This window comes from Streptosporangium sp. H16, from assembly GCF_051918855.1.
Lineage (GTDB): Bacteria > Actinomycetota > Actinomycetes > Streptosporangiales > Streptosporangiaceae > Streptosporangium.
In genome coordinates, this window is the sequence record NZ_JBPXMD010000052.1 from 1 (window position 1) to 24,741 (window position 24,741).

Below are 24,741 nucleotides of genomic sequence, written 5' to 3' on the forward strand. Positions count from 1 at the left end.
GCCATTCGACCCAGAAACCTCCCTCCAAGTTCCTCCCGGCTCAGCCGGGGATGCAACAGAGCGCCTCGCGGCGCACAGGGTGCGCTCGACGACCCATCGGTGAGGCAGGACGGTGAACCCGCGGGTGGCGGGATCTCGGGGTACGACTTGGGCGTCGATGCCGAGGGTGGCGGCATGGTCGATGAAGTGTGCGCGATGGTAGCCGCCATCGATCCAGGCCTTGCTGACGGTGGGATGGCCGGTGGCGAGCTGGTCGAGCAGAGAGATACCGGCGGCCGAGTCCTGCACGCTGGCGGCGGTGACCAAGACGGCGAGCAGCAGACCGAGCGTGTCGACCGCGATGCTGCGTTTGCGGCCGACGATCTTCTTGGCCGCGTCCGTGCCCTGGCCGGCGACGGGGACGTTGGCGGAGGTTTTGACGCTTTGGGCGTCGATCACGCACGCCGACGCCTCGAGGTTGCGGCCTTCGGCCTGGCGCACCAGGCGGCGCAGCAACCCGTTTAGCTCGGTGAACACCTCTTCGTCGCGCCAGGCGGCGAAGTACCAGTACACGGTGGCCCAAGGCGGGTAGTCATGCGGCAGGTAGCGCCAAGGGATGCCGGTGCGGTCCACGTACACGATCGCGTTCATGACGGTGCGCAGATCGCGCTCGGCAGGCCGTCCGAAGCCCGGCGCACCGGCCTGACGGCGAGTGCGCCAGGCGGTCAGGACGGGTTCGATCAGCTGCCAGCGGGCATCGGACAGATCGCTGGGATAAGGGGGAGGTACAGCCATGGAAATGGCCTACCGCCCACAGGCCGTCGAGCCCAGAGGCCCGCAGGTCACGACAGCGAACTGCAGCGCCGCCGCCAGCACAAAGAGTTCACCTCAGGTCATTGTGGAACCAGACAGGAGAAAGGCCGCAGATCGCTGTCGCATCCACCCCACGCGCCACCACGAACACCAGGTTCCCCAGACGTTCCACCCCGCACGCCTCCCGCTGTTTGCGGAAACAAGCACAAAACACCCTACTTATGATCCAAACGCTCACTGAGTGAGCGTTTGATCCCGTAAGTTCTGTCTGGTTGTGATTTTGAGCGCCTCTCCGGTTTGGGTTTTTCGCGGGTGAGGCGGCGGGTCATGAGGTTGATCGTGGCGGTGTGGACCATGGTTTCGAAGCGGGCGGGCAGGGCTTCTCAACCGAAGCGGACCAACCCCTGGCGTGAAGGTGCGAACCCGTCCGGTAAGGGCACCCCATCCACTCCTCCCTCCGGAGGGGCACCGGGTAGCACCCGGAAATCGGGGAATCAGCGGTCTGCGTCCACCGCCCCCGGTCGTCCCCGACCGCGTCCCGTTGAAGGCCGACACCGGGCCAAGGCGGCAATCGGCGAGTAACCACCGGCCAAAGACGAGCCCTCGGCCACCCCGCCCCCATCGATCGTTGGGGCGATCCGATCCAGCGAAGCACCAGTTCAGGGCCGGCACGACGAGTTCCGGAGGGGTACGGGGTATGGGGAGGCCATGACCGACAAGCGCAAGCAGGACGAACCCGAGGTGGGCGACGACGTCACGTGGGAGAGGCACGGCTCGACGACCTCGGGCAAGGTCGAGAAGAAGATCACGAAGCGGACCGAGGAGGCGGGACGTACCGTGGACGCCTCGGCCGACGATCCGCAGTACCTCGTGCGCAGCGACAAGAGCGGCAAGACCGCCGTGCACAAGCCGTCGGCACTGCGCAAGAAAGACCGCCATGACTGAGGACAGCGAGCGGATCGCCGCGGACTTCGGCCAGGCGGTCAACATGACGGCCGCGGAGCTGGAACGCTGGCTGGAGACCGAGGAGTCCAAGCGCGTGGGGGACAAGTCGGGCGGCGAAGAGTCGACAGGTCACCGGTCCGGCCGCCGGATCGCCGAGATCCTGCGGAAGCGGAAAGACGACCTGGACGAGGACGACTACGCCCACATGCGCAAGGTGACCGGCTACGTCCGCCGCCACCTGACGCAGCGTCCGTCCGGGGACGTCAAGGAGACCCCGTGGCGATACTCCCTCATGAACTGGGGGCACGACCCGCTCAGGTGAGCGGTGTGTCCCGGCTTCGAAGGCCGTGCCGGCCATCACGAGCGGCATGCCGGCCAGTCCGCGGCCGACTCCGGTGGGGTGGCGGTTGAGCGCGTGGGTGGACAACACGACGTGACGGTCATCTCGGGTACGTCGCTAAGATCATCCGCATCGTCACTCGAATCCGGGCCGCCGTCGGCCGATACCGCTTCGGGCGCGCGGCCGCCGCCGTCGTCGCCCTCTACCTGGCCGTCGTGGCCGTCTCCGCGGTGCTCGCCGTCGTGTCCGGCGAGGTGTCGGCGCTGTCGGTGGCCGCGACGGCCACGACCTGGGCACGCCTCATCCAGGGAGCCTGGGTGGCCCCCCTGCTCGCCGGGATCTGCGGGCTCAACGCGTGGGCACTGTGGCAGGTACTGCGCGGTCCCGCGCTGCCGCGCGCCGAGGGGTCGCCGCGCGGCGTGGTCTGGCTCCGGCGCCTGCTCTACGCGGGCGTCGCCGGCGACCTGGTGCTCTGGGAACTCGTCGAAGAGCTGTCCAACACCGTGGAGTACGTCGCGAGCCTGGCCCTGTGGGTCGCCACGCTGATCCTGCTGGCGCGGGTCGTCTCCGGGGTCTCGGCCCGGTTCCGGGCGATCACCCTCGCGCTCGGCCTGATCGGCACGCTGACCCCGGCACTGCTGTTCCTCCTCGACAGCCCCGGTTTCCGGGTGTTCAGCCTGTGGTCACTGGCGAACCTCGGCTGGACGGCGATGACCCTCATCGGGCAGCGTCGCGACGGCCGGTGGAGCGGCGCCACGATCAACATCGGGAGGATCGCCCTCGCCGCCTCGCTGGCCTTCCCCGGTGCTCGGCCTCGTCTTCGAAAGCCGTTGACTGCTGTTCGACGGCTCGTTGCTCGTGGTGAACGCGCTCGGCGTGTTCACCACGGTGTGGCTGGCGCGCACCGCGCACGAGCTCGCCGGGCCCGCGGGCGTGCCCGCCACCGAAACCACCTCCCGGTCCGCCACCCGCCGCGAGCCGCGGCTGCTCGTCACCGTCGCGCTCGTGCTGCCGCTCGTCGTGGTCGGCGCCGAGGAAGGCGCCCGGTTCGGTTTCACCGGCCTGGACGAGGGCTGCCGCGAGCGGATCCGGTCCTACGCCGACACCCGGCCGCAGGACCGGCGCCGGTCGTTCCTCTGCCTCGCCAGGGACGACGGCCACGCGGGGACGGCGATGTTCCCCGGGAACCTGCCGGAACGGCGCATCCTGGCCCATGGCGAGGAACTGTGCGCGGTGCCCGGCGCCGAGGAGCGGCAGGCGCTGCTCCGGCGAGCGGGCGGGTCGGCGACCACGGACGAGCTCGGCGACGCCCTGGAGTTCCTGTGCCCCGGTGTCATCGCCCGGCAACGGGCGGACCAGGCCCGCGAACAGGCACGCGAGGAGGCCGAGCAGGAGCGGGAACTGGCCGCGTGGAAAGCCGAGATGAACGCCCGGTGCGCCGACCCCTGGCCGAAGCCGCGGGCCAGGAGGCAGGGCACGGCCGCGTACCTGCTCTTCGAAGGAGGCGGCTACTACATCTCCGACGACCGGGACAGCGTCGAGGGCCCGGCCGGTGACGTCTTCGCGGCCATCGACGACGGGTTCATCGACGCCGCCGGCAGCAGCGCCGCCATCACCACCTATGGCGAGAACGAGGCGATGTGCCTCACGGTCAAGGCGTTCGGCACCGCCCCGCCGCTCCGGCTCAAAGGCTGGGACAAGGTGGTCGAGGTGGGCCTCCTCAGCCGCAGCGGCCGCCTGGTCGTACCGCCGTACCCTGAGGGCGGCGACAGCGGGGCGATCGGGCCGTTGCCCAACCTGGCCGTCGACGGCCCCGGCCGCTACCGGATGCGCGTCTACGCCCGCGAGCTCGAATGGGACGAGGACGACCCCGAAGCGCCCGCCGAGGAACACCTGATCGTCGTCTATCCCGGCCGTTCCACGAAGAAGGTCGTCCACCGCCCGTGGCGGTGACCGGTCGGGAGCGGAGAGGGTCCCGGCGGGCGGACAGCGGAAAGACGGACACCGCCTGATCCGCCTTCCCCGGCGCGAACCGCCCGGCTGCCGCGTCTACGCAGGCAGGGATGTGCGGGAATACGCCTTTCCGACGCCCTGCGGTCCCCGTGATCCCGGTCGACGCCCTGTACGTTCGTCCTGTTCGACATCTCCGCCGACAGCGAGGACCTGCGCATGCGAGCCATCACCGTCCGAGACCGCGCCGCCGGTCTGGCCGGGCTTTCCCTGACGGAGGAGCCGTACCCCCATGCCGCCGAGAACGACGTCGTCGTCCGGGTGCATGCCGCCGGGTTCACCCCCGGAGAGCTCGACTGGCCGGGAACGTGGTCCGATCGCGCGGGCCGGGACCGGACGCCCAGTGTCCTCGGGCACGAGTTGTCGGGTGTCGTCGCCGAGCTGGGGTACGGAACCACCGGCCTCACCGTCGGCCAGCGGGTCTTCGGGCTGGCCGACTGGGCCCGCAACGGTTCGCTGGCCGAGTACACGGCGGTGGAGGCCCGCAACCTCGCGCCGCTGCCGGCCGACGTCGGCCACACCGTGGCCGCCGCACTGCCGATCTCGGGGCTGACCGCGTGGCAGGGCCTGTTCGACCACGGCCGCCTCGCCGCCGGACAGACCGTCCTGATCCACGGCGCCGCGGGAGGCGTCGGTTCCATCGCGGTGCAACTCGCGCGCGAGGCGGGAGCCCGGGTGATCGGCACCGGCAGGGCCGGCGACAGGGACACGGCACTCGGTCTCGGCGTCGACGCCTTCCTGGACCTGCGGGCCGATCCCCTTGAGGACGCCGGTCAGGTCGACGTGGTGCTCGACGTGATCGGCGGCGACATCCTGGACCGCTCGGCCGCGCTGGTGCGCGCCGGCGGCACGCTCGTCACCATCGCCTCGCCCCCCACGGTCCGGCCCCGGGACGGGCAGGCGATCTTCTTCGTCGTCGAGCCCGATCGCGCCCGGCTCGCGGACCTGGTCCGACGGGTCCGGGAGGGACGACTCCGCCCGATCGTCGGGGCCACGCTGACGCTCGCCGAGGCGCCCTCCGCGTTCGCGCCCGCCCGGCGCACCCCCGGCAAGACGATCATCAGGGTCGCGGAAGGCGAGTAGCCGGTTACGCGCAAGGCGATGAGGGCTCCGCGACCGGCCGGGGGCCGCTTGCCGGTGTTGACGCTCAGTCATGAGTCTCCGCTTGAGCGGAACTTGAGCAGACCGTCGCCAAGGCTTGAATTCGCCCGTGTCAGACATCGAAATACTGGACACGGTACTCAAGCGACAACGCGGACCTCTCGGGCAAAGGCCGAGACACCTCGTGATTCCCGTGCGCCCCGAAGGTCCAGGCAGGACAGGAGGGCTGTCATGATCCGGGTACGGATTGCCGGTGGCTTTCTCGTCGGCGGCATGGTGGCCGCGGCCACCGCGTACGCTCCCACGGTAGAGCGCGCGACCGGCGAGACGCCCGTCGCCGCCGTGGTTTCGCAGCCGCCGTCCGACAAGCTGTCGCCTCTTGTGGAACAGGCGCTTCCGAACGTGAAAGGCAAGACGTTCACCTCGGCGATCGTGGACTTCCCGCCCGCCGCGCGCGCGGCGCCGCATCGGCACGGCCGGGCCTTCGTCTACGCCTACGTGCTCGAGGGCGCCGTGCGCAGCCGGCTCGGTGGCGAGCCGGTGCGTACGTACCGCCAGGGCGAGAACTGGGTCGAGCCGCCGGGCGCCCACCATGTGCTCGCGGAGAACACCAGCCGGACACGACCGGCGAAGCTGCTCGTCGTCTTCATCTCCGACACGGGAGACAAGATCAAGGTCGACGATCCGCCGAAGTAGGGCGTCGGGCGGGCATCGGGCGAGCATCGGGCGAGCACGGCCGGGCGTGACGGCGCGGTCCCGCCGGGGAGCGAGTACGGGGACCGGCGAACCCGAACGGGACCGATTCGCCTGTTGACGGGCGGCACGGCATTTCGTACGTTCCGCGTGGGCCGTCTCCCGGGCGCCCCGGACCGGAAGGGGTTGCCATGACCGCTGAGCTGGATCCGGACGGGGCCTGGCCGGACATCGTGCCGGGACCGCTCGCCACGCCGCCGCCGGAGTTCGCCCGCAGGCAGGAGTCGGGGCCGCTGGAGCCGGCGGCCATGCCCAGCGGCGACCGCGTCCCGGTGGCCGTCAGGTACGAGGACGTCCGCACCCTGCTGGCCTCGCCCACCTCCAGCCGCAACCTGCGCCTGCCGGGGTTGCCACGGCTGGTGAGCGGCATCGGCATCGACGACGACCCGGACGCGCTGATCAACCAGGACCCGCCGGAGCACACCCGCTACCGCCGGATCATGCACGGCACCTTCACCCCGCGCCAGATCGAACCGTGGCGCCCCCGCATCGCGAAGATCGCCCAAGAGCTCCTCGACGGCCTGGGCGACGACTTCGATCTGGTCGAGGGGTACGCGCTGCAACTGCCGGGCCGTGTCATCTGCGAGATGCTCGGCGTGCCGATGGATCACTACGAGCGGTTCGTCCGGTGGACGGACATGTTCCTGACCACCTCCGCGGCCGACGAGCAGGCGCGCTACGAGGGCTACACCGACTTCATGGCCTACGCCGCCGAACTGGTCGCCCAGCATCGCGCGGAGCCCGGCGGGGACCTCATCGACCTGCTCATCCAGGCCAGGGACGAGGGCGACCGGCTGTCGGAGGGCGAGCTGGTCAACACCGTGTTCTCCCTCATCACGGCCGGTCACGAGACGACGGCCTCGATGATCGCCCGGGGTGTCTTCCGGCTGCTCCTGCACCCCGGCCAGTGGGCCGAACTGGTTGCGGACCCGGCCCTGACGGCCACCGCCGTCGAGGAGATCCTGCGCTTCGACGGGCCGCCCGCCAGCGCCTTCATGCGCCGGATCACCAAGGACACCGAACTCCCTGGCGGCTGCCTTCGCGCGGGGACGGTCGTCATGCCGAACCTGAACGCGGCCAACCACGACCCGCGGGCCTTTCCCGATCCCGGCCGGTTCGACATCCACCGCTTCACCGAGCATCCCCCCAACCCGCACGTGGCGTTCGGTTACGGCCCGCACCGCTGCCTGGCCGCCAGCCTCGCCAGGGTCGAGCTCACCGAGGCGATCAAGGCCCTGGTCACCCTGCGGCCCGGCCTCCGCCTGACCGGCTCGCCCGAGTCGGTGACCTGGACCGACGGCCTGACCCTCCGGCCGGTCTCCATGCGCGTCACGACCGGCGAACGTGCGTGACGGTGACCGCGGGCGCCGGTGACACTTTCCGTGAGCGATCCAGACCATACGCAGCACACTTTGCCTACTGAGAGTAATGTTTTAGCCACTCTCAGTAGAGCGCTGAGGTCATCGAGAGGATCATCGTGAAGCGAATCGCCCTCGTCCCCGTCATCTCCGCCGCCATGGTCGTGGTCATGGGCGGTGCCGCCTATGCCTCGCAGTACGTGGCCTACGAGGGGCCGGGCTTCACCGGCCGGTCGGTGGTCATCGACCGGTGCGGCCCGTCCAACATCCCCTTCCACGGGTCGTACAAGTGGTACGGCGACGGCCAGAGCGGCCGGATGTACAACCAGCCCGACGCGCAGGGGGTGACGCACTTCGAGCTGGCGTCCGACCGCAACGCGGAGCAGAGGACGCCCGTCGGCTGGAAGAGCATCTTCATCGTGTGCTGACGCCCGGAAGGCGTGACCGGAAGCCGGAGCCCGTCCGCCTTCCGGTCACGCGCTCGCCATGGCAGGTCAGGCCATCATCGCGTGGAGCCAGGCCCGGCAGCGGTACCGGCCGTCCAACAGGCCGTCACCGGGGGACGATCGGGAGGGTGACGTAGGAGTCGGGGAAGACGGCCTGGTGCTGGAGGACCAGGCCGGCCTCGGTGGAGTCGGCGGAGGTCCGGCCGGTGCCGGGGTTGCGGTCGAAGCGGGGGAAGTTGGAGCTGGAGATCTCGACGCGGATGCGGTGGCCGGTCTTGAAGACCTGGCTGGTGGCGACGAGGTCGACCTCGTGCACCCCGGAAGGGACGGAGGTCCGGACGATGCCGTCGGTCACGCTCATCGCCCGGCCGTCGGGGTGGACGTCGACGAGCTTGGCCGTCCAGTCGGTGGAGACCGCCGAGGTCTCGGCGTGCAGGGTGACGGAGAGGGGTCCGGTCACCTCGACATCGGAGGCGAGCGCCTCGGTGGTGAAGCAGAGCACGTCGGGGCGGAGCTCGACGTCGCGCTGGTCCTGGGGGCCGATGTTCGTCACGTCGGGAAGCAGGAGAGGGCCACCGGTCGTGGGCACGGGATCGCGGGGGTCGAAGGTGAAGGTGGACGGCGCGGCGTGCGAGGGGGGCTCGACGGAGAGCAGGCCGCCGGTGTGCAGGTGGTAGCGGGTGCCGACCGCGCGGGACAGTGGCCACTCCTCCTCGTCCCGCCAGACGTTGTCGCCCATGACGAAGATCTTCACGGCCGGGCCGGTGTCCTCGCCGCGCAGGAAGTCCAGCTGCCGCTGCGGCACCATGGCCGCCTGCGCCGAGGCAGCGAACCCGAAGTCCAGGTGGCCGGTGCCCGTCGCGCCGGAACCGTGCGACCAGGGGCCGATGACCAGCGGGCCGCCCAGCCGCCGGTGGTTCTCCAGGGTTCCGGCGAGGAACAGGTCGAACCAGCCCGCGACGTGCATCACGGGCACCTCGATCCGGTCGTGCCGCAGGGTCTCGGCCAGTCCCTCCCAGTAGGCGTCGCGGGTCGGGTGCGAGATCCAGTCACTCCACCACGGCACCCCGGGGATGTCGCGCAGCGGCAGCGTCCGCACGGCGGTGGCCTGGTCGCCCAGTACGGGCAGGAGCGCGCCGAAGCCCGCGCCCACGTCCTCTCCGGCCTCCATCGCGTGCGTCAGCCCGAGCATCGCCTGCAGCAGACCCCAGTTCAGCGCCGAGCCGAGCGCGAACGCCCCGCCGTGGTACTTCAGCCCGTCGTGGAAGTCGTGCGGGGTCATCGAGGCGACCACGGCCTTGAGCCCCGGCGGGCGCGTCGCGGCGGCCTGAAGCGCGCATCCGGCGAGGTAGGACACCCCGAAGGCCACGACCTCGCCGTTCGACCACGGCTGGGAGGTGATCCACTCGATGGTGTCGTAGCCGTCGTCGCCCTCGTCCAGCCACGGCCGGAACTCCCCGTCGCTGCTTCCGCGCCCCCGGCAGTGCTGGAGCACCACCGCGAAGCCGGCCTCCAGCGCGGGGATCTTCGGCGCCGTCGGGAACGAGCCCTCGCCGTACGGCGTGCGGACGAGCAGGGCAGGGAACGGCCCGTCCGAGGCGGGGCGGTAGACGTCGCCGCGTAGGATCGTGCCGTCGCGCACCGGCATCGGGGTGTCGTGCTCGGCGACGATGGGGAGCGGGGGGCGGTTCAGCTTCGGCATCGCGAGTTCCTCAGGGGTGTCCGTCGAACCTCGGGGGTCACGCCGGAGCCGTGGCGTGAGCGCCCGGAGTGCGGTGGTCCGGTTCGGGAGGGGTCACGTGAGGGTGTAGGCGTCGTAGCGAACGGCGTCGGGCAGCCGGCCGGCCTTTCCCACGGCGAGGGTCCGGTTGAGCCACAGGTAGCGCTCGTCACCGGTCTCGAAGCGGCAGAACAGCCGGAAGTAGTACTCCGACGGGTCCACCGGCTCGCCTCGGGCGAGGCGGGCCATGACCTCGGCGGGGCCGTGCCGTACGCCGGAGGTGGAGAGATAGAGATGCGCGCCGTCGTGGGTGCGCAGGGTGTAACGGGTGTCGACGCTGGCCATGCCGTCGGCGTGCACGACCTGCCAGTCGGCCCCGCCGGGCAGGACGACGCCGGAGAACCGCGGGCCATCGAACGATCCGCCCACGATGTTGATCACCCGTCGCCAGCCCCAGTGGGTGCCGCCGAGCTCGAGGATCGGGTCCAGCTTCACGGTGAACGTGGCGAGGTGTTCGAGGTTCATCGGATGCCTCCGGTGTGGAGACCCCGGGCTTCAGCCCCGGGGAGGATGTCAGCGGACGACGCTCCAGGAGGGGGAGCCGTTCAGCGAGGCCGGGTCGAACCCCGCCGTGCGCTTGTAGGAGGCGGCGATCTCGGCCCGCTCCGCGTAGGGGATGACCTGCTCGATGTCGTCGAACCCGCCGGGGGCGCGCTCGTGGGCGAGTTTCATCACGATCTCGGGGCCCATCCGCCGGTTGGCCAGCTGCAGGGTGGTCGTGGCGGGCCGCCGCACGGCCTCGTACGCCGCCAGGTCGCCGTGCGCGAGGGAGTGGGCCAGCACCCGGGCGTCGATTATCGCCTGGGAGGCGCCGTTGGAACCGATCGGGTACATCGCGTGGGCGGCGTCGCCCAGCAGCGTGACGTTCCCCTCGGTCCAGTGCGGCAGCGGATCGCGGTCCACCATCGGATACTCGTAGGCCGTCTCGGCTCCGGCGATGATCCGCGGCACGTCCAGCCAGTCGAACCGCCAGTCCGAGAAGTGCTCCTCGACCTCGGCCAGGTCCGCCGGCCGGTTCCAGTCGCCCCGGCCGGGAGCCGCGCCGCCGGAGGGCTTCTCGGCGATCCAGTTGATCAGTGTCCGCTCGCCGGTCTCGATCGGGTAGGCCACGAACTTCTGCGTACCGTCACCGATCATGACCATGGACCGCCCGGTCAGGAACGGGGCGCCGTACGTCGTCCCGCGCCACAGGATCAGCCCGTTCCACGGAGGGGGCCCCTCGCCGGGGAACAGGCGCGCGCGGATCGCCGAGTGGATGCCGTCCGCCCCGATCAGCAGGTCTTCGGCACCCGGGCCGGTGACGCGGCTGCCGGTCACGACCGATCGCGGGCCGAGCCGCTCGATCACGGCGTCCAGCAGCATCATCTGTAGCCGTCCCCGGTGGACGGAGTACTGCGGCCACCTGTATCCCGCGTCGACGCCCCGGGGCTCGGACCAGATCGCGGAGCCGTACCGGTCGAAGTAGGCGAGTTCGGCGGTGGCGACGCCGATCGCCGCCAGCCGGTCGGCGAGGCCGAGCTCTGTCAGTTCCCGTACGGCATGGGGCAGCAGGTTGATGCCCACGCCCAGGGGGCGGATCTCGCGGGCGGCCTCGTGGACGGTGAGGTTCTCGAAGCCCGCCGCGTGCAGGCTGAGCGCGGCGGCGAGGCCGCCGATACCGCCACCGGCGATGACGATGTCCACGGGCGCCTCCCGCCGGTTGTTATGGCCATAACAATAGTCACGGTGAGGGTGCTCCTACGCAAGACTTGTGCGGTGGAACCATCAGTGGAGCCCGCGGGCGAGGGGCCGGCGCGCGCGGGTTCCGGCCGTCGCGCCGGAGACCGGGGAAGGGCCGCGGCGCCGAGCGCAGCCGGGGACAAGCCGAGCGTGGCCGGGAACGGCGGGACACCGCAGGCCGGGGACGGCGAGACGCCACGGGCCAAGGACGGCGAGACAACGCAGGCAGGGGACGGCGGGACGCCGCGGGTGGAACCGGCGGGCAGGGCGGATCTTCGGTATGCCGCGTACGCGCGGGAACGCCTGGCCGGCATGCCGCCGCCCGCCGACCCTGAGGGATTCGAGCTCGCCTACAACCTGCTGCAGCTGGCCTACCTGCTGGTGACGGACCTGGAGACACGGATCCACCGCCCGCGCGGATGGACGCTGCCCGGCTTCCGGCTGATGTTCAAGCTCTGGATTCTCGGCCCGACCCAGCCCGCCCGGCTCGCCGAGATCTCCGCCATGTCCCGCTCGGCGGTGACGAACGTGGTCAACACCCTGGAGCGCGACGCCCTGGTCGAGCGTCGCCCGATGCCCGGTGACAGGCGCGCGGTGGTGGTCGCGCTGTCCGGCAAGGGGGAGGCCGCCGTCCGCGAGGCGTTCGCCGAGCAGGCCCGCAGGGAGCAGGAGTGGTTCTCCCCCCTGGACCCGCGCGAGCAGGCCGATCTCAGCGGTCTGCTCGCCCGCATCCTCACCGCCCGCCCGGCCGACACTCCGTGAACTCGCCCGGCCGACACTCCGTAGGGTCGCCCGGCCGACACTTCGTGGCGCTCCCGCCGCACCGCTCGCCCAGATCGGCGGGAAACCGGCGGGAAAGCGGGCTATTCTCCGCCGCGCAGGTCGGACAGGCGCTTGGGCGAGTACTCGATGTCCTCGAAGCGCACGGTGCAGCCCTCGCCGGTGGGGCTCTGCGCGAGGAAGCCGACCTCGGGGTCCCCGTCGAGCGCGAAGTATCTGATGAGGTTCCAGAACCCGGACTCGTCGGCGACGTGGAAGGCGAAGGCCGAGCCGATGCGGGAGATCCGCAGCCGGATGTCCCGGCCGTCCATGGTCACGGAGTTGCAGTCGTCGGACACCCCGCGGGTGACCACCGAGACGATCGTGGGCCTGCCCTGCGGGGAGAGCTCGAGGCAGAACTTGGCCCACCGGTCGTCGTCGGCGTACAGCAGCAGCACGGCCGCGTCGTAGGTGGACAGCAGGTCGAGCCTGACCCGCGCGCTGAGCGTGAAGTCGCCGTCCAGGCGGCCGACGAGGGCGGGGGCGTTGGCGTAGCGGTTCGGCTCCCCGGGGTCGGAGAAGAGGTCGGTGCCCGCTCCCGCGACGATGGAGAGCGCGTCGCCGTCGGCGCTCCAGTCCTCGGGCCGGTTCAGCCAGCGCAGCGGCGTGGGGAAGGCGGGCAGGGAGACGGTTTCGCTCACGGATGTTCCTCCAGACGGGTTGCGAACGCGTGGGCGTCCGTGACGAGACGGTCGACGACCTCGGCGTCGCGAACGGTGCAGACCGGATCGCTCCCGCCCCTGACGCTACGGGCGAAGTAGGCCACGAGGGAGAGACATGGGCTCTCCGGCGGGACCCGCGCGGCGTCCCTGCCCCGCGCACGGGCAACGGTCTCGCCCGGAGGCGGCAGGGCGGGCAGGGCCTTCCCGCTGACGATGTCGCCGGATACGGCGATCCCCCGTCTCAGTCCCGGTCTGGACATATGGCGATCTTAAGCGTTTCAGGGGGCGAAGTCTGGAAAAGCGCGGCGCCGGGCACGGAACCGGCCAGACGAAGGAGCGGTTCGGGAACGAGACCGGCCCAGGTACGAGAACCGCTCAGGCGAGGGAGCGGACGGAGCGGAGAGGCTGCCAGCCGGCGGAGTCGACGGCCTCGGGCGACAGGATGTGGTCCAGGACCATGTGGGCGCAGCCGATGATCCCGGCGCTCGGGCCGAGCCGGCTGCGCTCGATGCGCAGGTTGCGGGTGGCCAGGGCCGTCGAGCGGCGGTGGATGACCTCGCGCACCCCCGAGACCATCGGCTGGAAGGTCTCCGCGACGTCGCCGCCGAGGACCACCACCGAGGGGTTGAGCAGGTTGACCGCGCTGGCGACGACCTCGCCGAGCATCCGGGCGGCGTTGCGGACCACGGTCATGGTCTCCGCGTCCCCGGCCCTGACCAGGCTCACCACGTCGGCCAGGGTGTCGACCTCGTGCCCCAGGTCGCGGAGCCGGCGCAGGATCGCGGTGCCGCTGGCGATGGAGTCGACGCAGTCGATGTTGCCGCAGCGGCAGAGGACTCCCCCGCCGTCGCGGACCGGGATGTGCCCGATCTCCCCCGCGGCGCCCAGCGCCCCCCGCAGGATCTCGCCCCCGGCGATGACCCCGGAGCCGATCCGGGTGGAGACCTTGATGAACAGCAGGTCGTCGGCCTCGCCCGCGTAGATCTCGCGATGCTCGCCGATCGCGATGACGTTCACGTCGTTGTCGAGGAAGACGGGGACGGGGAAGCGCTCGGCGATGATCGGCGGGATGGCCACTCCGGTCCAGCTGGCCATGATCCGGGCGCTCTCGGTGCGGCCGGCCGCGAACTCCACCGTGGCGGGGACCCCCAGGCCGACCCCGCGGACCAGGGAGGCGGGGCGGTCGCCGAGCAGCTCGCTCCAGGTCTGCATGACCAGGGGCAGGACGACGTCCGGCCCCTCCTCCACATCCACGGCCAGGGCGGCACTGGCCAGCACCTCGCCCGCGAGGTCGCAGACGGCGATCTGCGCGCGGCTCGCGCCCAGGGAGCCGACCAGGACGACCCCGCCGGAGGCGTTGAAGGCCAGGCGGGTGGGCGGGCGGCCTCCGGTGGAGGGGCCCTCGCTGTCCTCCACGACGAGGCGCCGGTCCAGCAGCTCGGTGACGCGCAGGGAGACGGCGGGTCTGGACAGGCCCGTGACACGCCCTATGTCCGCGCGGGTGACGGCCTCACCGGAGCGGATGAGGCGCAGCACCTCACCGCTGGTGGCCAGCGCGGCAGCGGGACGTCGAGGCATCCGCCAAGTGAATCACACCCACTTAGGAAATGAAAACTTCCTACTTTCTCATCTCAAATTACAAAACTCCGCTTGTGTAGAGCGCAAGATCTAGCTAGTGTCCGATCTATACCCAATTTTGGTAGATCACTACTGGTAGATCACTACGGAGCGCCGCCCCATGTCTGAGACCCCTCAACCCGCCGACCTCATCGTCTTCGGCGGCACAGGCGACCTCTCCATGCGGAAGCTCCTCCCCGCCCTCTACCACGCCGACCGCGACGGGCGTCTCGCCCCCGAGACCCGCGTGATCGCGATGTCCCGCGGCGGGCTCGACGACGCCGACTTCCGCGGCAAGGTGGACGCCGAGGTGCGCGGCTCGGTGCCGGTGGACGACCTCGACACCTGGCAGCGCTTCCTCGGCCGCCTGCACCACGTCACCGTCGACATCGGCGGCGAGGACCCGGCCGGGTGGGCGAGGCTCGCCGGGATGCTCGGCGGGTACGAGCAGCGCGACCGGGTGTTCTACCTGGCCAGCCCGCCCATGACGTTCGGCCCGTTCTGCCGGGAGGCGCACCGCGCCGGCCTGGTCACCCCCGCCTCGCGGGTGGTGCTGGAGAAGCCCCTCGGCCGCGACCTGGCCAGCGCGTTGCGCATCAACGACGAGGTCGGCGCCATCTTCGAGGAGCGGCAGATCTACCGCATCGACCACTACCTCGGCAAGGAGACGGTCCAGAACCTCCTCGTGCTCCGGTTCGCCAACGCGTTCCTGGAGCCGATCTGGAACTCCCTCTGGATCGACCACGTCCAGATCACCGTCGCCGAGACCGTGGGCACCCCCGGCCGCCGCGGCTACTACGACCACGCGGGCGCGCTGCGCGACATGGTGCAGAACCACCTGCTCCAGTTGCTGTGCCTGGTGGCGATGGAGCCGCCGTCGCGCAACGACCGCGAGTCGATCCGCGACGAGAAGGTCAAGGTCCTCCAGTCGCTGCGGCCCGTCACCGGCGGCGAGGTGGACCGTTTCACGGTACGCGGCCAGTACACGGCGGGCGAGTCCGGCGGCGTCCGGGTGCCCGGCTATCTCGACGAGCCCGACAGCACCGCGCCCACCGAGGACTCCCACCGGGTGGAGACCTTCGCCGCGATCCGCGCCGAGGTGAAGAACTGGCGCTGGGCCGGGGTGCCGTTCTACCTGCGGACGGGCAAGCGCATGTCGCACCGCTGCTCGGAGATCGTGGTGCAGTTCAAGGACGTGCCCCACTCGATCTTCCCCGGCAGCACGCCCAACCGGCTGGTGCTGCGGCTGCAGCCGAGCGAGGGCATCCAGCTGAACATCATGGCCAAGGAACCGGGCGCGGGCGAGGTGGCGCTCAAGCCGGTCCCGCTGAGCCTCAGCTTCGCCGAGACCTTCACCGGCCGGGTGCCCGAGGCCTACGAGCGGCTGCTCATGGACGTCCTCACCGGCAACCCGACCCTGTTCATGCGACGCGACGAGGTCGAGGCCGCCTGGCGGTGGATCGACCCGATCCTCGACGAGTGGGACTCCCAGGGCACCCGGCCCGAGCCGTACCCGGCGGGCAGCGCGGGCCCCGCCACGGCCCACGAGCTCGTCGGCCGCAGCGGCCGCGTCTGGCACGAGGAAGGGCAGGCGTGAGCACGCGAGCCGGGCACCCGGACCGGAACGACCACAGCACCGGAAACGACGACGCATACCACGACCGAGGAGGCCGGATGCATCCCGTGATCCAGGAGGTGACCGACCGTCTGGTCGAGCGCAGCCGTCCCAGCCGCACCGCGTACCTGAACCGTCTGCACGCCGAGGCCGAGGCGGCCCGCCTGCGCGGGCCCGCCAGGGCGAGCCTGGGCTGCGCCAACCTGGCGCACGGCTTCGCCGCCGTGGGCGAGAGCGACAAGCGGGACCTGCGCGCCAACGTCAAGCCGGGCGTGGCGATCGTGTCGAGCTACAACGACATGCTGTCGGCGCACCAGCCGTACGAGGCCTACCCGGCGATCCTCAAGGCGGCCGTCAGGAAGGCGGGCGGCGTCGCGCAGTTCGCCGGGGGCGTGCCCGCGATGTGCGACGGCGTCACCCAGGGCCGGGCGGGCATGGAGCTGTCGCTCTACAGCCGCGAGGTCATCGCGATGGCCACCGCGATCGCGCTCTCGCACGACATGTTCGACGCCTCCCTCATGCTCGGCGTCTGCGACAAGATCGTTCCAGGCCTGCTGATCGGGGCGCTGCACTTCGGCCACCTGCCCACGGTGTTCGTCCCCGCCGGGCCGATGACCTCCGGCCTGCCCAACAAGGTCAAGGCCCGCACCCGGCAGCTGTTCGCCGAGGGCAAGGTCGGCAAGGACGAGCTGCTCGACGCCGAGGCGAAGTCGTACCACTCCCCCGGCACCTGCACCTTCTACGGCACCGCCAACTCCAACCAGGTCATGATCGAGGTCATGGGCCTGCACCTGCCCGGCTCGACGTTCGTCAACCCGCGCACCGAGCTGCGCGAGGCCCTGACGAAGGCGGCGGGCAGGCGGGCGGTCGAACTGACCGCGCACGGCCCCGAGTACACCCCCGTCGGCGAGGTCGTCGACGAGAAGGCGATCGTCAACGCCTGCGTGGCACTGCTGGCGACCGGCGGCTCGACCAACCACACCATGCACATCGTCGCCATCGCCGCGGCGGCCGGCATCGAACTCCTCTGGGACGACCTGGCCGCGCTGTCAAAAGCCGTGCCGCTTCTCACCCGCATGTACCCCAACGGCCAGGCGGACGTGAACCACTTCCAGGCCGCGGGCGGCATGCAGGTGCTCATCGGCGACCTGCTGGACGCCGGGCTGCTGCACGGCGACGTGCTGACGGTCGCCGGGCGCGGGCTGGACCACTACCGCTCGGCCGCCGAACTGAAGGAGGGCGAGCTGGTCTGGCAGGAGCGCACCGAGGGCAGCACCGACCTCGACGTGCTGCGCCCGGTCTCCGACGCGTTCTCCGCCGACGGCGGCATCCACATGCTCGACGGCAACCTGGGACGCGCGGTCAGCAAGGTCTCCGCGGTCAAGGACGAGCACCTGGTCATCGAGGCCCCGGCCAAGGTCTTCGACGACCAGCTGGAGCTGCTGCGCGCCTTCGACGCGGGAGAGCTGGACGGGCAGGACTTCGTGGCGGTCATCCGCTACCAGGGGCCGAGCGCGAACGGCATGCCCGAGCTGCACAAGCTCACCCCGCCGATGGCGGTGCTGCTGGACAGGGGCCAGCGGGTGGCGATCGTCACCGACGGCCGCATGTCCGGCGCGTCCGGCAAGGTCCCGGCCGCCATCCACCTGTCGCCCGAGGCCGCCGACGGCGGCCCCATCGCGCTGGTGCGGGACGGCGACCCGATCCGCCTCGACGCCGCCGCCGGAACCCTGGAGCTGCTGGTCCCCGCCTCGGAACTGGCCGCCAGGCCCGTTCAGGGCGCGCCGCTCACCGACGCCCAGTGGGTGGGCACCGGCCGCGAGCTGTTCGGCGCCTTCCGCCGCGCGGCGGGCCCCGCCGAGCGCGGCGCGGGCGTCTTCGCCCTGAACGGCCACGCCGAGGCCGTCGCGAACGGCACGCGCCTGGCGACCGCCCAGAGCGGAATCCGTGCGTGAGGGAACACACCACCGTCTCCTTCGCACGATCCGGATTCACACGATCCACATTCGTACGGCCTCCCTCCGCGCGGCCCGCGTCCGCGCGGGTCACACCTGCCGCGCGGGGCGCGCGGCACGTGGAGGTCGTACGGTCTCCGTCCGTGCCGGTCGCGCGGCCCGCGGGGGTCGCACGGCCGGTGAACCTCGGGAGGCCCGCCACGGCCGCACGACCCGCGAAGGAGATCTCGTGAGCCTTCCCTGGCTCGTCGCCGACATCGGCGGCACCAACGCCCGGTTCGGGCTGGTCACCGAGCCCGGTGGACAGCCCGAGGCGGTGGCCGTGCTCGCGGGCGCGGAACACGATGGCCTACCCGAAGCCGTAGCCGCCTATATCGCAGATCATGCGGGCGGAGTTCAGCCGGGAGCCGCGTGCGTCGCGATCGCGGGGCCCGTGGAGGGCGACCGCTACCGGCTCACCAACGCCGGGTGGACGGGGTCGGTACGCGACCTCGGCATCCCGAACGCCTGGCTGCTCAACGACTTCGAGGCCCTGGCCGCGTCCCTGCCGCACCTGCGGGGCGACGACCTGGTCTCCCTGGGCGGCCCCGAGCCCTCGCACGGCGTCAAGGCCGTGCTCGGACCCGGGACCGGTCTCGGCGTGGGCGGCCTGGTACCCGCCGCCGAGGGCTGGGTGCCGATCCCCGGGGAGGGAGGGCACGTCACCGCGCCCGTCCTCGACCGGCGGGACCACGAGATCGTCCGGGCACTGCGCGCGGACGGCCTGGAGCACGTGGTGGCCGAGCACCTGCTGTCAGGGCCGGGCCTGTCGCGCCTGCACCGGGGGCTCTCGCTCGTCCACGGGACGGACGCGCCGAGGCTGTCCGCCTCCGACATCGTGACCCGGATGGACGACTCGCTGTGCGCGGAGACCGTCGAGGTCTTCTGCGCCATGCTCGGCACCTTCGCCGGGAACGTCGCCCTCACCCTCGGCGCGCGGGGCGGTGTCTACCTGGGCGGCGGCGTGCTGCCGCGTATCGTGGACCGGGTCCGCTCCAGCGACTTCCGCCGTCGCTTCGAGGCCACCCCGACCCTGAACGACTACCTTTCCGGCATCGCCACGGCGCTGATCGTGGCCCCCCAGCCAGCCCTGACCGGCGCGGCGGCCTGGCTGAACCAGCGCCTGTCCACCCTGGAGTTCGCATGAGTCTGCTCGACATCGCCCCGGTCGTCCCGGTCGTCGTGATCGACGATCCGGAGACCGCGGTCCCCCTGGCCCGCGCCCTGGTCGCGGGCGGCCTGCCGGTCATCGAGGTGACCCTTCGCACCCCCGCCGCCCTGGACGCCATCGCGCGCATCGCCGCCGAGGTCCCGGAGGCGGTGATCGGCGCGGGCACCATCCGCACCCCGGCCGACGTGGCGGCCTCCGTGGCGGCCGGTTCCAAGTTCCTGGTCAGCCCGGGAACCACGCCGGGCCTGGTCGACGCCATGGAGGTCAGCGGGGTGCCGTTCCTGCCCGGCGTGGCGACCGCGTCGGAGGTCATGGCACTCGCCGAGCGCGGGGTGACCGAGATGAAGTTCTTCCCCGCCGAGGCGGCCGGCGGCCTGCCGTACCTGAAGGCGCTCGGCGGCCCGCTGCCGCAGGTCAGGTTCTGCCCGACGGGCGGCATCAAGCTCGCGACGGCCCCCGACTACCTCGCGCTGCCGAACGTCGGCTGCGTGGGCGGGACCTGGCTCACCCCGGCCGACGCGCTCGCCACCGGCGACTACGCCAGGATCGAGAAACTGGCCACCGAGGCGGCCGCCCTCCGCTGATCCGTCCCGCTCGGCGGGGCCTCGAAAGACCCCGCGAGCGCGCCTTCTCCTCCCTTGGCGCGCGCCGTGGCCATGAGTCGCCGTGACCCGGTGTGACGCTCATGGGATCAGGCCCGTGGCCGCCCCACCCGGCGGTCACGGGCCGCCCTTTTCCGGCCGCCCGGCTCCTCCCGGCTCCTCCCAGGTCGGGGCCTTTCCGAAACGGACTGAACCGCGCACGAACCCCACGCGTATCTCGCGGCGAAAGGCACTCCCTCACAGAGGAGCCATGAATGCGAGTACGCATCGTCACGATCTGCGCCACGGTCCTGGTCATGGGCGTCGCCGGTACGGCGTCCGCCGGAACCCATCAGGCGCAGGCCGGAGCGAAACAGACCAAGGCCGGCAGCGGCCCGGAGAAAGCCGGCCCGCAGACCCTGCGGAACCATTTCGCGGTCACCAACCTGGTCTCGGACGTCAGCGGACGGGCCGCGGTCACCGACCCCACGCTGGTCAACCCGTGGGGACTGGCCATGGGCAAGACCCTGTGGGTCTCGGCCGCGGGCACCGGCCTGGCCACGGTCTACTCCGGCGGCGCGGGCACCGTGAAGCAGGAGAAGACGCAGGTACGCGTCCCTGGCGGCAGGCCCACCGGGCAGGTCGTCAACATGGGCGAGGAGTTCGTCGTCAAGGGTCCCGGCGGTGCCGGACCGGCGACGTTCATCTTCGCCAGCCCCAGCGGGGCGATCACCGGCTGGAACGCCGAGGCGGATCCGGACGACGCGATCATCAGCGCGTTCGTCAAGGGCGCCGACTTCAAGGGCCTGGCCCTCGCCCAGACGAACCGGGGGCCGATGCTGCTCGCCGCCGACTTCGCCCACAACCGGGTCCACGTCTTCGACGGCGACTTCGACCGGATCTCGTTCGGCCGCCGCGCGTTCCGGGACCCCGGCCTGCCGGAGGACTACGCGCCGTTCAACGTGGAGGTCGTGGGCAACTCCATCCTCGTCGCGTACGCCAAGCGCGACCCCGAGACCGGCAAGTCGGTGGCCGGGCAGGGCAAGGGGTTCGTCAGCCAGTTCAACGGCTCGGGCCGGTTCGTCGGCCGCTTCGCCGCGCGTGGAGCCCTCAACGCCCCCTGGGCCATGACGCTGGCTCCGAAGGGGTTCGGCGCCCACTCCGGAGCCCTGCTGGTCGGCAACTTCGGCGACGGCCGGATCAACGCCTACAACCCGCGCAACGGCCGCCCGCTCGGCCCGCTGCGCTCCTCCGACGGCAAGGCCATCACTCTGGGCGGCCTGTGGGACCTGGAGCCCGGCACCGAGACCGTCGGCGGCACGAACGCCCTGTGGTTCAGCGCGGGAAGCGACGGCGGCACGCACGGCCTGCTCGGCCTGATCCGGCCTTCGGGAGCGGCCACCTCGACGGGTTCCCCCACGGGCAACGCGTCCCCCTCCCCCTCCTCCTCGCACCCGAGTTCCCACAACTCCGGGTCCAACAACTCGGGATCGAACAACTCCGGGTCGAACAACTCCGGCTACTGAACTCGTTCGTAGTGCTCCGATGTTCACCCCGGAGGTGATGCGGACTTCTCCCTTGTAGCGAGGCAAGAGGCGTCGATTCGCCCTCACTGCGGATCGGCCCTCGGTGAGGCGCTCGCGCCAGGTACCGCCGGACGGGCGGGAACGGAGCTCGTGAGGGCTCGAAAGCCTGCGGAGACCCGGTAAGACCACCGTCTCGGTGGCCCAGGTCGGTGAAGCGGGAAGCCACAGAGGTGTCGCGAGAGCGGCACGGGCTGGATCCTTGGCCGTTCAATCCCGAGGAGCGCGTCAAAATCACTGACGGACCACCGCCGGGCGCCAGGGCCCGGGGGTTTCTCCGGCTGCGCCGGCATCCCATACCAGCGGACCGCGATACCGAGCCGACAGGCCGGTCCACGCGGACCGCCGGAGGGGTGCCGGCGCCGCGGCGCGTCCGGACCGGGAGCGAGGAACGCTGACCGGGGACCGGGAAACAGTGAGCGGAGACCGGAGAGCGGAGATCAAGGACGGTCGACCGGTGATCTGGACTCCCGATTCCCCCCACGGGCGCCCCGGCACGACGCCGCCCGGGAGAGTCACCCGTCGGTGACCGCGCCACCGCCCGGTTTCCTTTAACCTTGAACGAACGAGGGGAGTACTTCCCAAGAACCGGCCCGGTCAATACGGACGCCCTGTGGCGTCCCCGGACGGTCGCCCGTGAGGTGCGGGTGAAGGAGACCTCGAATGGCCGAGCGCATTCGAGGAGCGAGCATGCCCCTGACAGTCCCCTCCCCCTCCGGGCACCATCTCACCGGCGTTCCCCCTCCGCGGCACCCGCCCCTCCGGGGCCGTGTCTCCAGGGTCTCCAGGGTCTCCGGAGTTTCCCAGGTTTCCCGGGTTTCCGGAGTCTCCAGGGCCTTCCTGGCCATCCGGCGCGGCGCCCCCTCTCGCCACACCCCCACCGCGACCCGCCCCGTGGCCGGCCCGTACCGTCCCGGCCGTCGTCCACCGCCATCTCCGGACGCGCCTCACGAGTAGCCCTCGGTCCGATCTTCGCCAGGTTCGTCCCCTCCGGTGCCCGCCGGACCGACGGCGAACTCGATCCCGCCACTGGAAGGCTGCGAGACGCACTATGAGAGAAGTTCCCCATACCAGCGAGGTGCACGTGATGGCCACCACACCGGCCAGCCGGTCCTCCGTCGACGATCTGCACTACCCGGCGGGATCGCTGGTGCTCCTCGCAGGGCTCCCCGGCGCGGGCAAGAGCACCCTGCTCGACCGGCTGTACGGGTTGCGCGGCGACGAGAGGGAGCCGGTGCGCGCCGGTGAGGCCCGCGTCATCGACTCGCGCCAGTCCCGCAACTGGTGGGCCCGCTACCTGGGCCCGGTCCCTCCGAGAGCCCGCATCCCGCTCGTGCACACCACCCACGTGGTGCGGATCGCCCGCGCCCTGCTGAAGGGGCACGCCGTCGTCGCGCACACCCGCGGCACGTGGCCGCACATCCTGTACGGGTTCGCCTGGCTGGCCCGCAGGGTCGGCAGCGAGGTCCACCTGATCCTGCTCGACGTGGAGCCGAGGACGGCCCGCGAGGGACAGCTCTCGCGCGGCCGGGTCGTCACGAGCGCGACCTTCGCCCGGCACTGCCGCCGCTGGCGAGTGATCATCGACCGGGCCCGGAGCGGCTCGTTCCCCCCGGCCGCGAGCGTCACGATCCTCGACCGCCCCGCCGCGAACCTGCTCAGGGCCATACGCTTCGACGAGCGGCCCGCCGCACGGCGGGACGGATGACTTTACCCTCACCTGGCTCTGCGCCTCGCCCGCCCAGGGCAGGTTCAGAGCGACCAGGAGGAACCGAATGATCGACGTACTGGCTCTCGCCGCAGAGCATCTCGCCCTCGCCAGGGCGAGCTCGCACGGTCGCAGCGCCCACACCTACCTCAACGAGGGCACGCTGCGTCAGGCGATCATCGCGCTGACCGCGGGGACGGTCCTCGGTGACCACGACGCCCCACCGGCCGCGAGCCTGCACGTCCTGTCGGGGCGGGTCCGGCTCATCGACGACGAGCGGACCGTCGCGCTCGGCGCGGGCCAGACCGCTCCGATCCCGCAGCGGCGGCACTCGATGGAGGCCGACGAAGAGTCGGTGGTCATCCTCACCAGCGTCGTCAACATCGGCGGCTGAGGGCGCCGGCGCGGCCCGCCCCTCCCAAGGTGGGGCGGGCCGGAAGGGCCCTCGCCTCGTCGGGTGGGGCGGCCCGGCCCCCTCTTCGGATGGGAGGGTCCGGAACGGCCAGGGCGCGGTCGAGGCGGTCACGGGCGGCCTGTCGCGTCCCGCGCGGACGGGTTCCGGCACCCGCGCGACGGCGCGACGGCGCGACGATCCGGACCGCCTATCCCGCGAGGCGCCGCCCGTCCGTCGACAACGGTCCCTCACCGAAATGCGGCAGGTAGTGGCGGAAGAAGATGTCCGCGACGAGCGCGCGTCGGCTGCCCAGGCCGGTCTTGGCGAAGACGCTCTTGAGATGGTCCTGGACCGTGTGGGGGCTGATGTTCAGCCGGCCCGCGATCTGTGTCGTGGAGTGGCCGCGCATGACGTGCTGGGTGATCTGCCGCTCGCGCTCGCTCAGACCGTAGGCGCCGAGGATGACCGCGGTCAGCTCTCCCGGCTCGGGAGGGCTGAGGGAGACGGCGACGAGTCCTTCCTCTTCCTGACCCATCGACCACGCCTGGAGAGCCACCCATCGGCCGGACCGGGTGAGCGCGCGGGAACGTGCCATTCCCGACGAGAGCGCGGCGGCGGCCACCGCGCGCAGCGGTCGGGCGTGCTCCGGGGATCCGTCCTGGAGGAGTTCCAGCCAGGTGCGCGCCGTCGGCGACATCGACCGGGTGGTTCCCTCCCGGTCGACGACGACCAGGCCGGGCGCGTCCGGGACCGCGCCGGTGTCCACTCCGGACAGGAGCAGCGAGCGCCGCAGCGCGGCCGTCGCCGGGCGGCCCAGCCGCGCGGCGGCCGCTTCGTCGGCGTCGGTGAACGGCGCGGCACCGTGCTCTCTGCACATCACCAGCAGACCCCAGACGTGCGGGCCGTCACGAAGGGCGACCCGTAGTTCGTCGCCAAGCCCCTGCGGTCGCAAAATGTCCTGATAGTACTTACTAGAGTGGATATTTCCGGCTGTTGCGCGACTGAGAAGACTCGTGGTGGACGCGCCATTCGCCAGCTCGCGAAGATTCCCCGGATCGTCAGCCTCGACATGTTCGATCTCGAACAGGCGAGGGAGATATTCCGGGGAAAAGCCCGCCTCGTTCTGCCCGCCGGTGTCCAGCAAGGTGGACGGATCGATCAGGACCGTGCACCACACGTCAGCGGGCACCCGCCTCAGGACCGCGGAAGCGGTGACGTCGAGCACGTCGAGAGCGCTGTGCTGCCGGGCAAGCCGCTGCTCGAAACCGGCCGAATCAGGGAGCATGTGGCAAATCATAAAGCCGGTCCACCGCCCATCCCAGAAAGTTGGGATATACGGCGGCCCCCTTTCCC

At 71.4% G+C, this 24,741-nt stretch carries 24 protein-coding genes; 15 read left to right on the forward strand and 9 right to left on the reverse strand.

What is annotated here, in order from left to right; translation table 11 throughout:
• The coding region (locus tag ACTOQ2_RS40695) for an IS5 family transposase (RefSeq protein WP_440106882.1) at positions 1–774 on the reverse strand (774 nt) is incomplete at its 3' end.
• Between the two features lie 726 nt (positions 775–1,500).
• Between ACTOQ2_RS40695 and ACTOQ2_RS40700 the strand changes: the two genes are divergently transcribed.
• Together ACTOQ2_RS40700 and ACTOQ2_RS40705 are read left to right on the forward strand one after the other, a co-directional pair.
• Positions 1,501–1,737, forward strand: a complete 237-nt coding sequence (locus ACTOQ2_RS40700; RefSeq protein ID WP_440106883.1) for a DUF2945 domain-containing protein — start codon at positions 1,501–1,503, stop codon at positions 1,735–1,737.
• Positions 1,730–2,059 (forward strand): DUF3140 domain-containing protein, encoded by a 330-nt coding sequence (locus tag ACTOQ2_RS40705; protein ID WP_362682783.1) that lies wholly within the window; start codon positions 1,730–1,732, stop codon positions 2,057–2,059. The genes ACTOQ2_RS40700 and ACTOQ2_RS40705 overlap by 8 nt, the downstream gene beginning before the upstream one ends.
• A gap of 460 nt (positions 2,060–2,519) precedes the next feature.
• On the opposite strand, the gene ACTOQ2_RS40710 is transcribed toward ACTOQ2_RS40705, so the two are convergent.
• The gene (locus ACTOQ2_RS40710) at positions 2,520–2,843 is read right to left on the reverse strand and encodes a hypothetical protein (protein ID WP_440106887.1); all 324 of its coding nucleotides are present in this window, start codon (positions 2,841–2,843) and stop codon (positions 2,520–2,522) included.
• An 86-nt stretch (positions 2,844–2,929) separates the two neighbouring features.
• Here ACTOQ2_RS40710 and ACTOQ2_RS40715 point away from each other — a divergent pair, with 86 nt between their 5' ends.
• The 5 genes from ACTOQ2_RS40715 (at position 2,930) to ACTOQ2_RS40735 (ending at position 7,727) form a co-directional block, all read left to right on the forward strand.
• Complete coding sequence (locus ACTOQ2_RS40715; protein WP_440106889.1) at positions 2,930–4,030, forward strand: hypothetical protein; 1,101 nt, start codon at positions 2,930–2,932, stop codon at positions 4,028–4,030.
• 216 nt (positions 4,031–4,246) lie between these two features.
• Entirely contained in the window at positions 4,247–5,170 is a 924-nt protein-coding gene (locus ACTOQ2_RS40720) for an NADP-dependent oxidoreductase (RefSeq protein ID WP_440106891.1), read from the forward strand.
• 249 nt (positions 5,171–5,419) lie between these two features.
• Complete coding sequence (locus tag ACTOQ2_RS40725; RefSeq protein ID WP_440106893.1) at positions 5,420–5,884, forward strand: cupin domain-containing protein; 465 nt, start codon at positions 5,420–5,422, stop codon at positions 5,882–5,884.
• 188 nt (positions 5,885–6,072) lie between these two features.
• Entirely contained in the window at positions 6,073–7,293 is a 1,221-nt protein-coding gene (locus ACTOQ2_RS40730; protein WP_440106895.1) for a cytochrome P450, read from the forward strand.
• Positions 7,294–7,418: 125 nt separating this feature from the next.
• Positions 7,419–7,727, forward strand: coding sequence for a MiAMP1 family antimicrobial peptide (locus tag ACTOQ2_RS40735; protein ID WP_440106897.1), 309 nt, complete (start codon positions 7,419–7,421; stop codon positions 7,725–7,727).
• Positions 7,728–7,851: 124 nt separating this feature from the next.
• Here the strand turns inward: ACTOQ2_RS40735 and ACTOQ2_RS40740 are convergent, their stop codons facing one another.
• From ACTOQ2_RS40740 to ACTOQ2_RS40750, 3 genes are all read right to left on the reverse strand, one after another.
• Complete coding sequence (locus tag ACTOQ2_RS40740; RefSeq protein WP_440106899.1) at positions 7,852–9,447, reverse strand: CocE/NonD family hydrolase; 1,596 nt, start codon at positions 9,445–9,447, stop codon at positions 7,852–7,854.
• Between the two features lie 93 nt (positions 9,448–9,540).
• Complete coding sequence (locus ACTOQ2_RS40745) at positions 9,541–9,990, reverse strand: DUF3237 domain-containing protein (protein ID WP_440106901.1); 450 nt, start codon at positions 9,988–9,990, stop codon at positions 9,541–9,543.
• Between the two features lie 48 nt (positions 9,991–10,038).
• Positions 10,039–11,208 (reverse strand): flavin-dependent oxidoreductase, encoded by a 1,170-nt coding sequence (locus ACTOQ2_RS40750; protein ID WP_440106903.1) that lies wholly within the window; start codon positions 11,206–11,208, stop codon positions 10,039–10,041.
• Positions 11,209–11,280: 72 nt separating this feature from the next.
• On the opposite strand from ACTOQ2_RS40750, the gene ACTOQ2_RS40755 reads away from it, so the two are divergent.
• Positions 11,281–12,006 (forward strand): MarR family winged helix-turn-helix transcriptional regulator, encoded by a 726-nt coding sequence (locus tag ACTOQ2_RS40755; protein WP_440106905.1) that lies wholly within the window; start codon positions 11,281–11,283, stop codon positions 12,004–12,006.
• 101 nt (positions 12,007–12,107) lie between these two features.
• Here ACTOQ2_RS40755 and ACTOQ2_RS40760 read toward each other — a convergent pair whose 3' ends face one another.
• The 3 genes from ACTOQ2_RS40760 to ACTOQ2_RS40770 form a co-directional block, all read right to left on the reverse strand.
• Positions 12,108–12,704: a DUF1349 domain-containing protein gene (locus ACTOQ2_RS40760; protein ID WP_440071643.1), complete on the reverse strand. Its 597-nt coding sequence runs from the start codon at positions 12,702–12,704 to the stop codon at positions 12,108–12,110.
• Positions 12,701–12,985: a hypothetical protein gene (locus tag ACTOQ2_RS40765; protein WP_440106907.1), complete on the reverse strand. Its 285-nt coding sequence runs from the start codon at positions 12,983–12,985 to the stop codon at positions 12,701–12,703. Before ACTOQ2_RS40765 ends, ACTOQ2_RS40760 begins: the two co-directional genes overlap by 4 nt.
• Positions 12,986–13,100: 115 nt before the next feature.
• Positions 13,101–14,303: an ROK family transcriptional regulator gene (locus tag ACTOQ2_RS40770; protein WP_440106909.1), complete on the reverse strand. Its 1,203-nt coding sequence runs from the start codon at positions 14,301–14,303 to the stop codon at positions 13,101–13,103.
• Positions 14,304–14,463: 160 nt separating this feature from the next.
• Between ACTOQ2_RS40770 and zwf the strand changes: the two genes are divergently transcribed.
• The 7 genes from zwf to ACTOQ2_RS40805 all read left to right on the forward strand — a co-directional run bounded on the left by zwf (position 14,464) and on the right by ACTOQ2_RS40805 (position 23,388).
• Entirely contained in the window at positions 14,464–15,939 is a 1,476-nt protein-coding gene (gene zwf, locus ACTOQ2_RS40775) for a glucose-6-phosphate dehydrogenase (protein ID WP_440106911.1), read from the forward strand.
• A gap of 77 nt (positions 15,940–16,016) precedes the next feature.
• On the forward strand, positions 16,017–17,912 hold the full coding sequence (gene edd / locus ACTOQ2_RS40780; protein ID WP_440106913.1) for a phosphogluconate dehydratase: 1,896 nt from the start codon (positions 16,017–16,019) through the stop codon (positions 17,910–17,912).
• A 229-nt stretch (positions 17,913–18,141) separates the two neighbouring features.
• Positions 18,142–19,098: a glucokinase gene (locus ACTOQ2_RS40785; RefSeq protein WP_440106915.1), complete on the forward strand. Its 957-nt coding sequence runs from the start codon at positions 18,142–18,144 to the stop codon at positions 19,096–19,098.
• Entirely contained in the window at positions 19,095–19,706 is a 612-nt protein-coding gene (gene eda / locus ACTOQ2_RS40790; RefSeq protein ID WP_362845760.1) for a bifunctional 4-hydroxy-2-oxoglutarate aldolase/2-dehydro-3-deoxy-phosphogluconate aldolase, read from the forward strand. The genes ACTOQ2_RS40785 and eda overlap by 4 nt, the downstream gene beginning before the upstream one ends.
• A 272-nt stretch (positions 19,707–19,978) precedes the next feature.
• On the forward strand, positions 19,979–21,229 hold the full coding sequence (locus tag ACTOQ2_RS40795; RefSeq protein ID WP_440071650.1) for a TIGR03118 family protein: 1,251 nt from the start codon (positions 19,979–19,981) through the stop codon (positions 21,227–21,229).
• 1,144 nt (positions 21,230–22,373) lie between these two features.
• Complete coding sequence (locus ACTOQ2_RS40800; protein WP_440071651.1) at positions 22,374–22,994, forward strand: AAA family ATPase; 621 nt, start codon at positions 22,374–22,376, stop codon at positions 22,992–22,994.
• Between the two features lie 67 nt (positions 22,995–23,061).
• Positions 23,062–23,388 carry a cupin gene (locus ACTOQ2_RS40805; RefSeq protein ID WP_440071652.1) on the forward strand — a complete coding sequence of 109 codons (327 nt, stop codon included), beginning with the start codon at positions 23,062–23,064 and terminating at the stop codon, positions 23,386–23,388.
• 208 nt (positions 23,389–23,596) lie between these two features.
• Here the strand turns inward: ACTOQ2_RS40805 and ACTOQ2_RS40810 are convergent, their stop codons facing one another.
• Positions 23,597–24,673, reverse strand: a complete 1,077-nt coding sequence (locus tag ACTOQ2_RS40810) for a helix-turn-helix transcriptional regulator (RefSeq protein ID WP_440106917.1) — start codon at positions 24,671–24,673, stop codon at positions 23,597–23,599.
• Between the last annotated feature and the right edge of the window lie 68 nt (positions 24,674–24,741).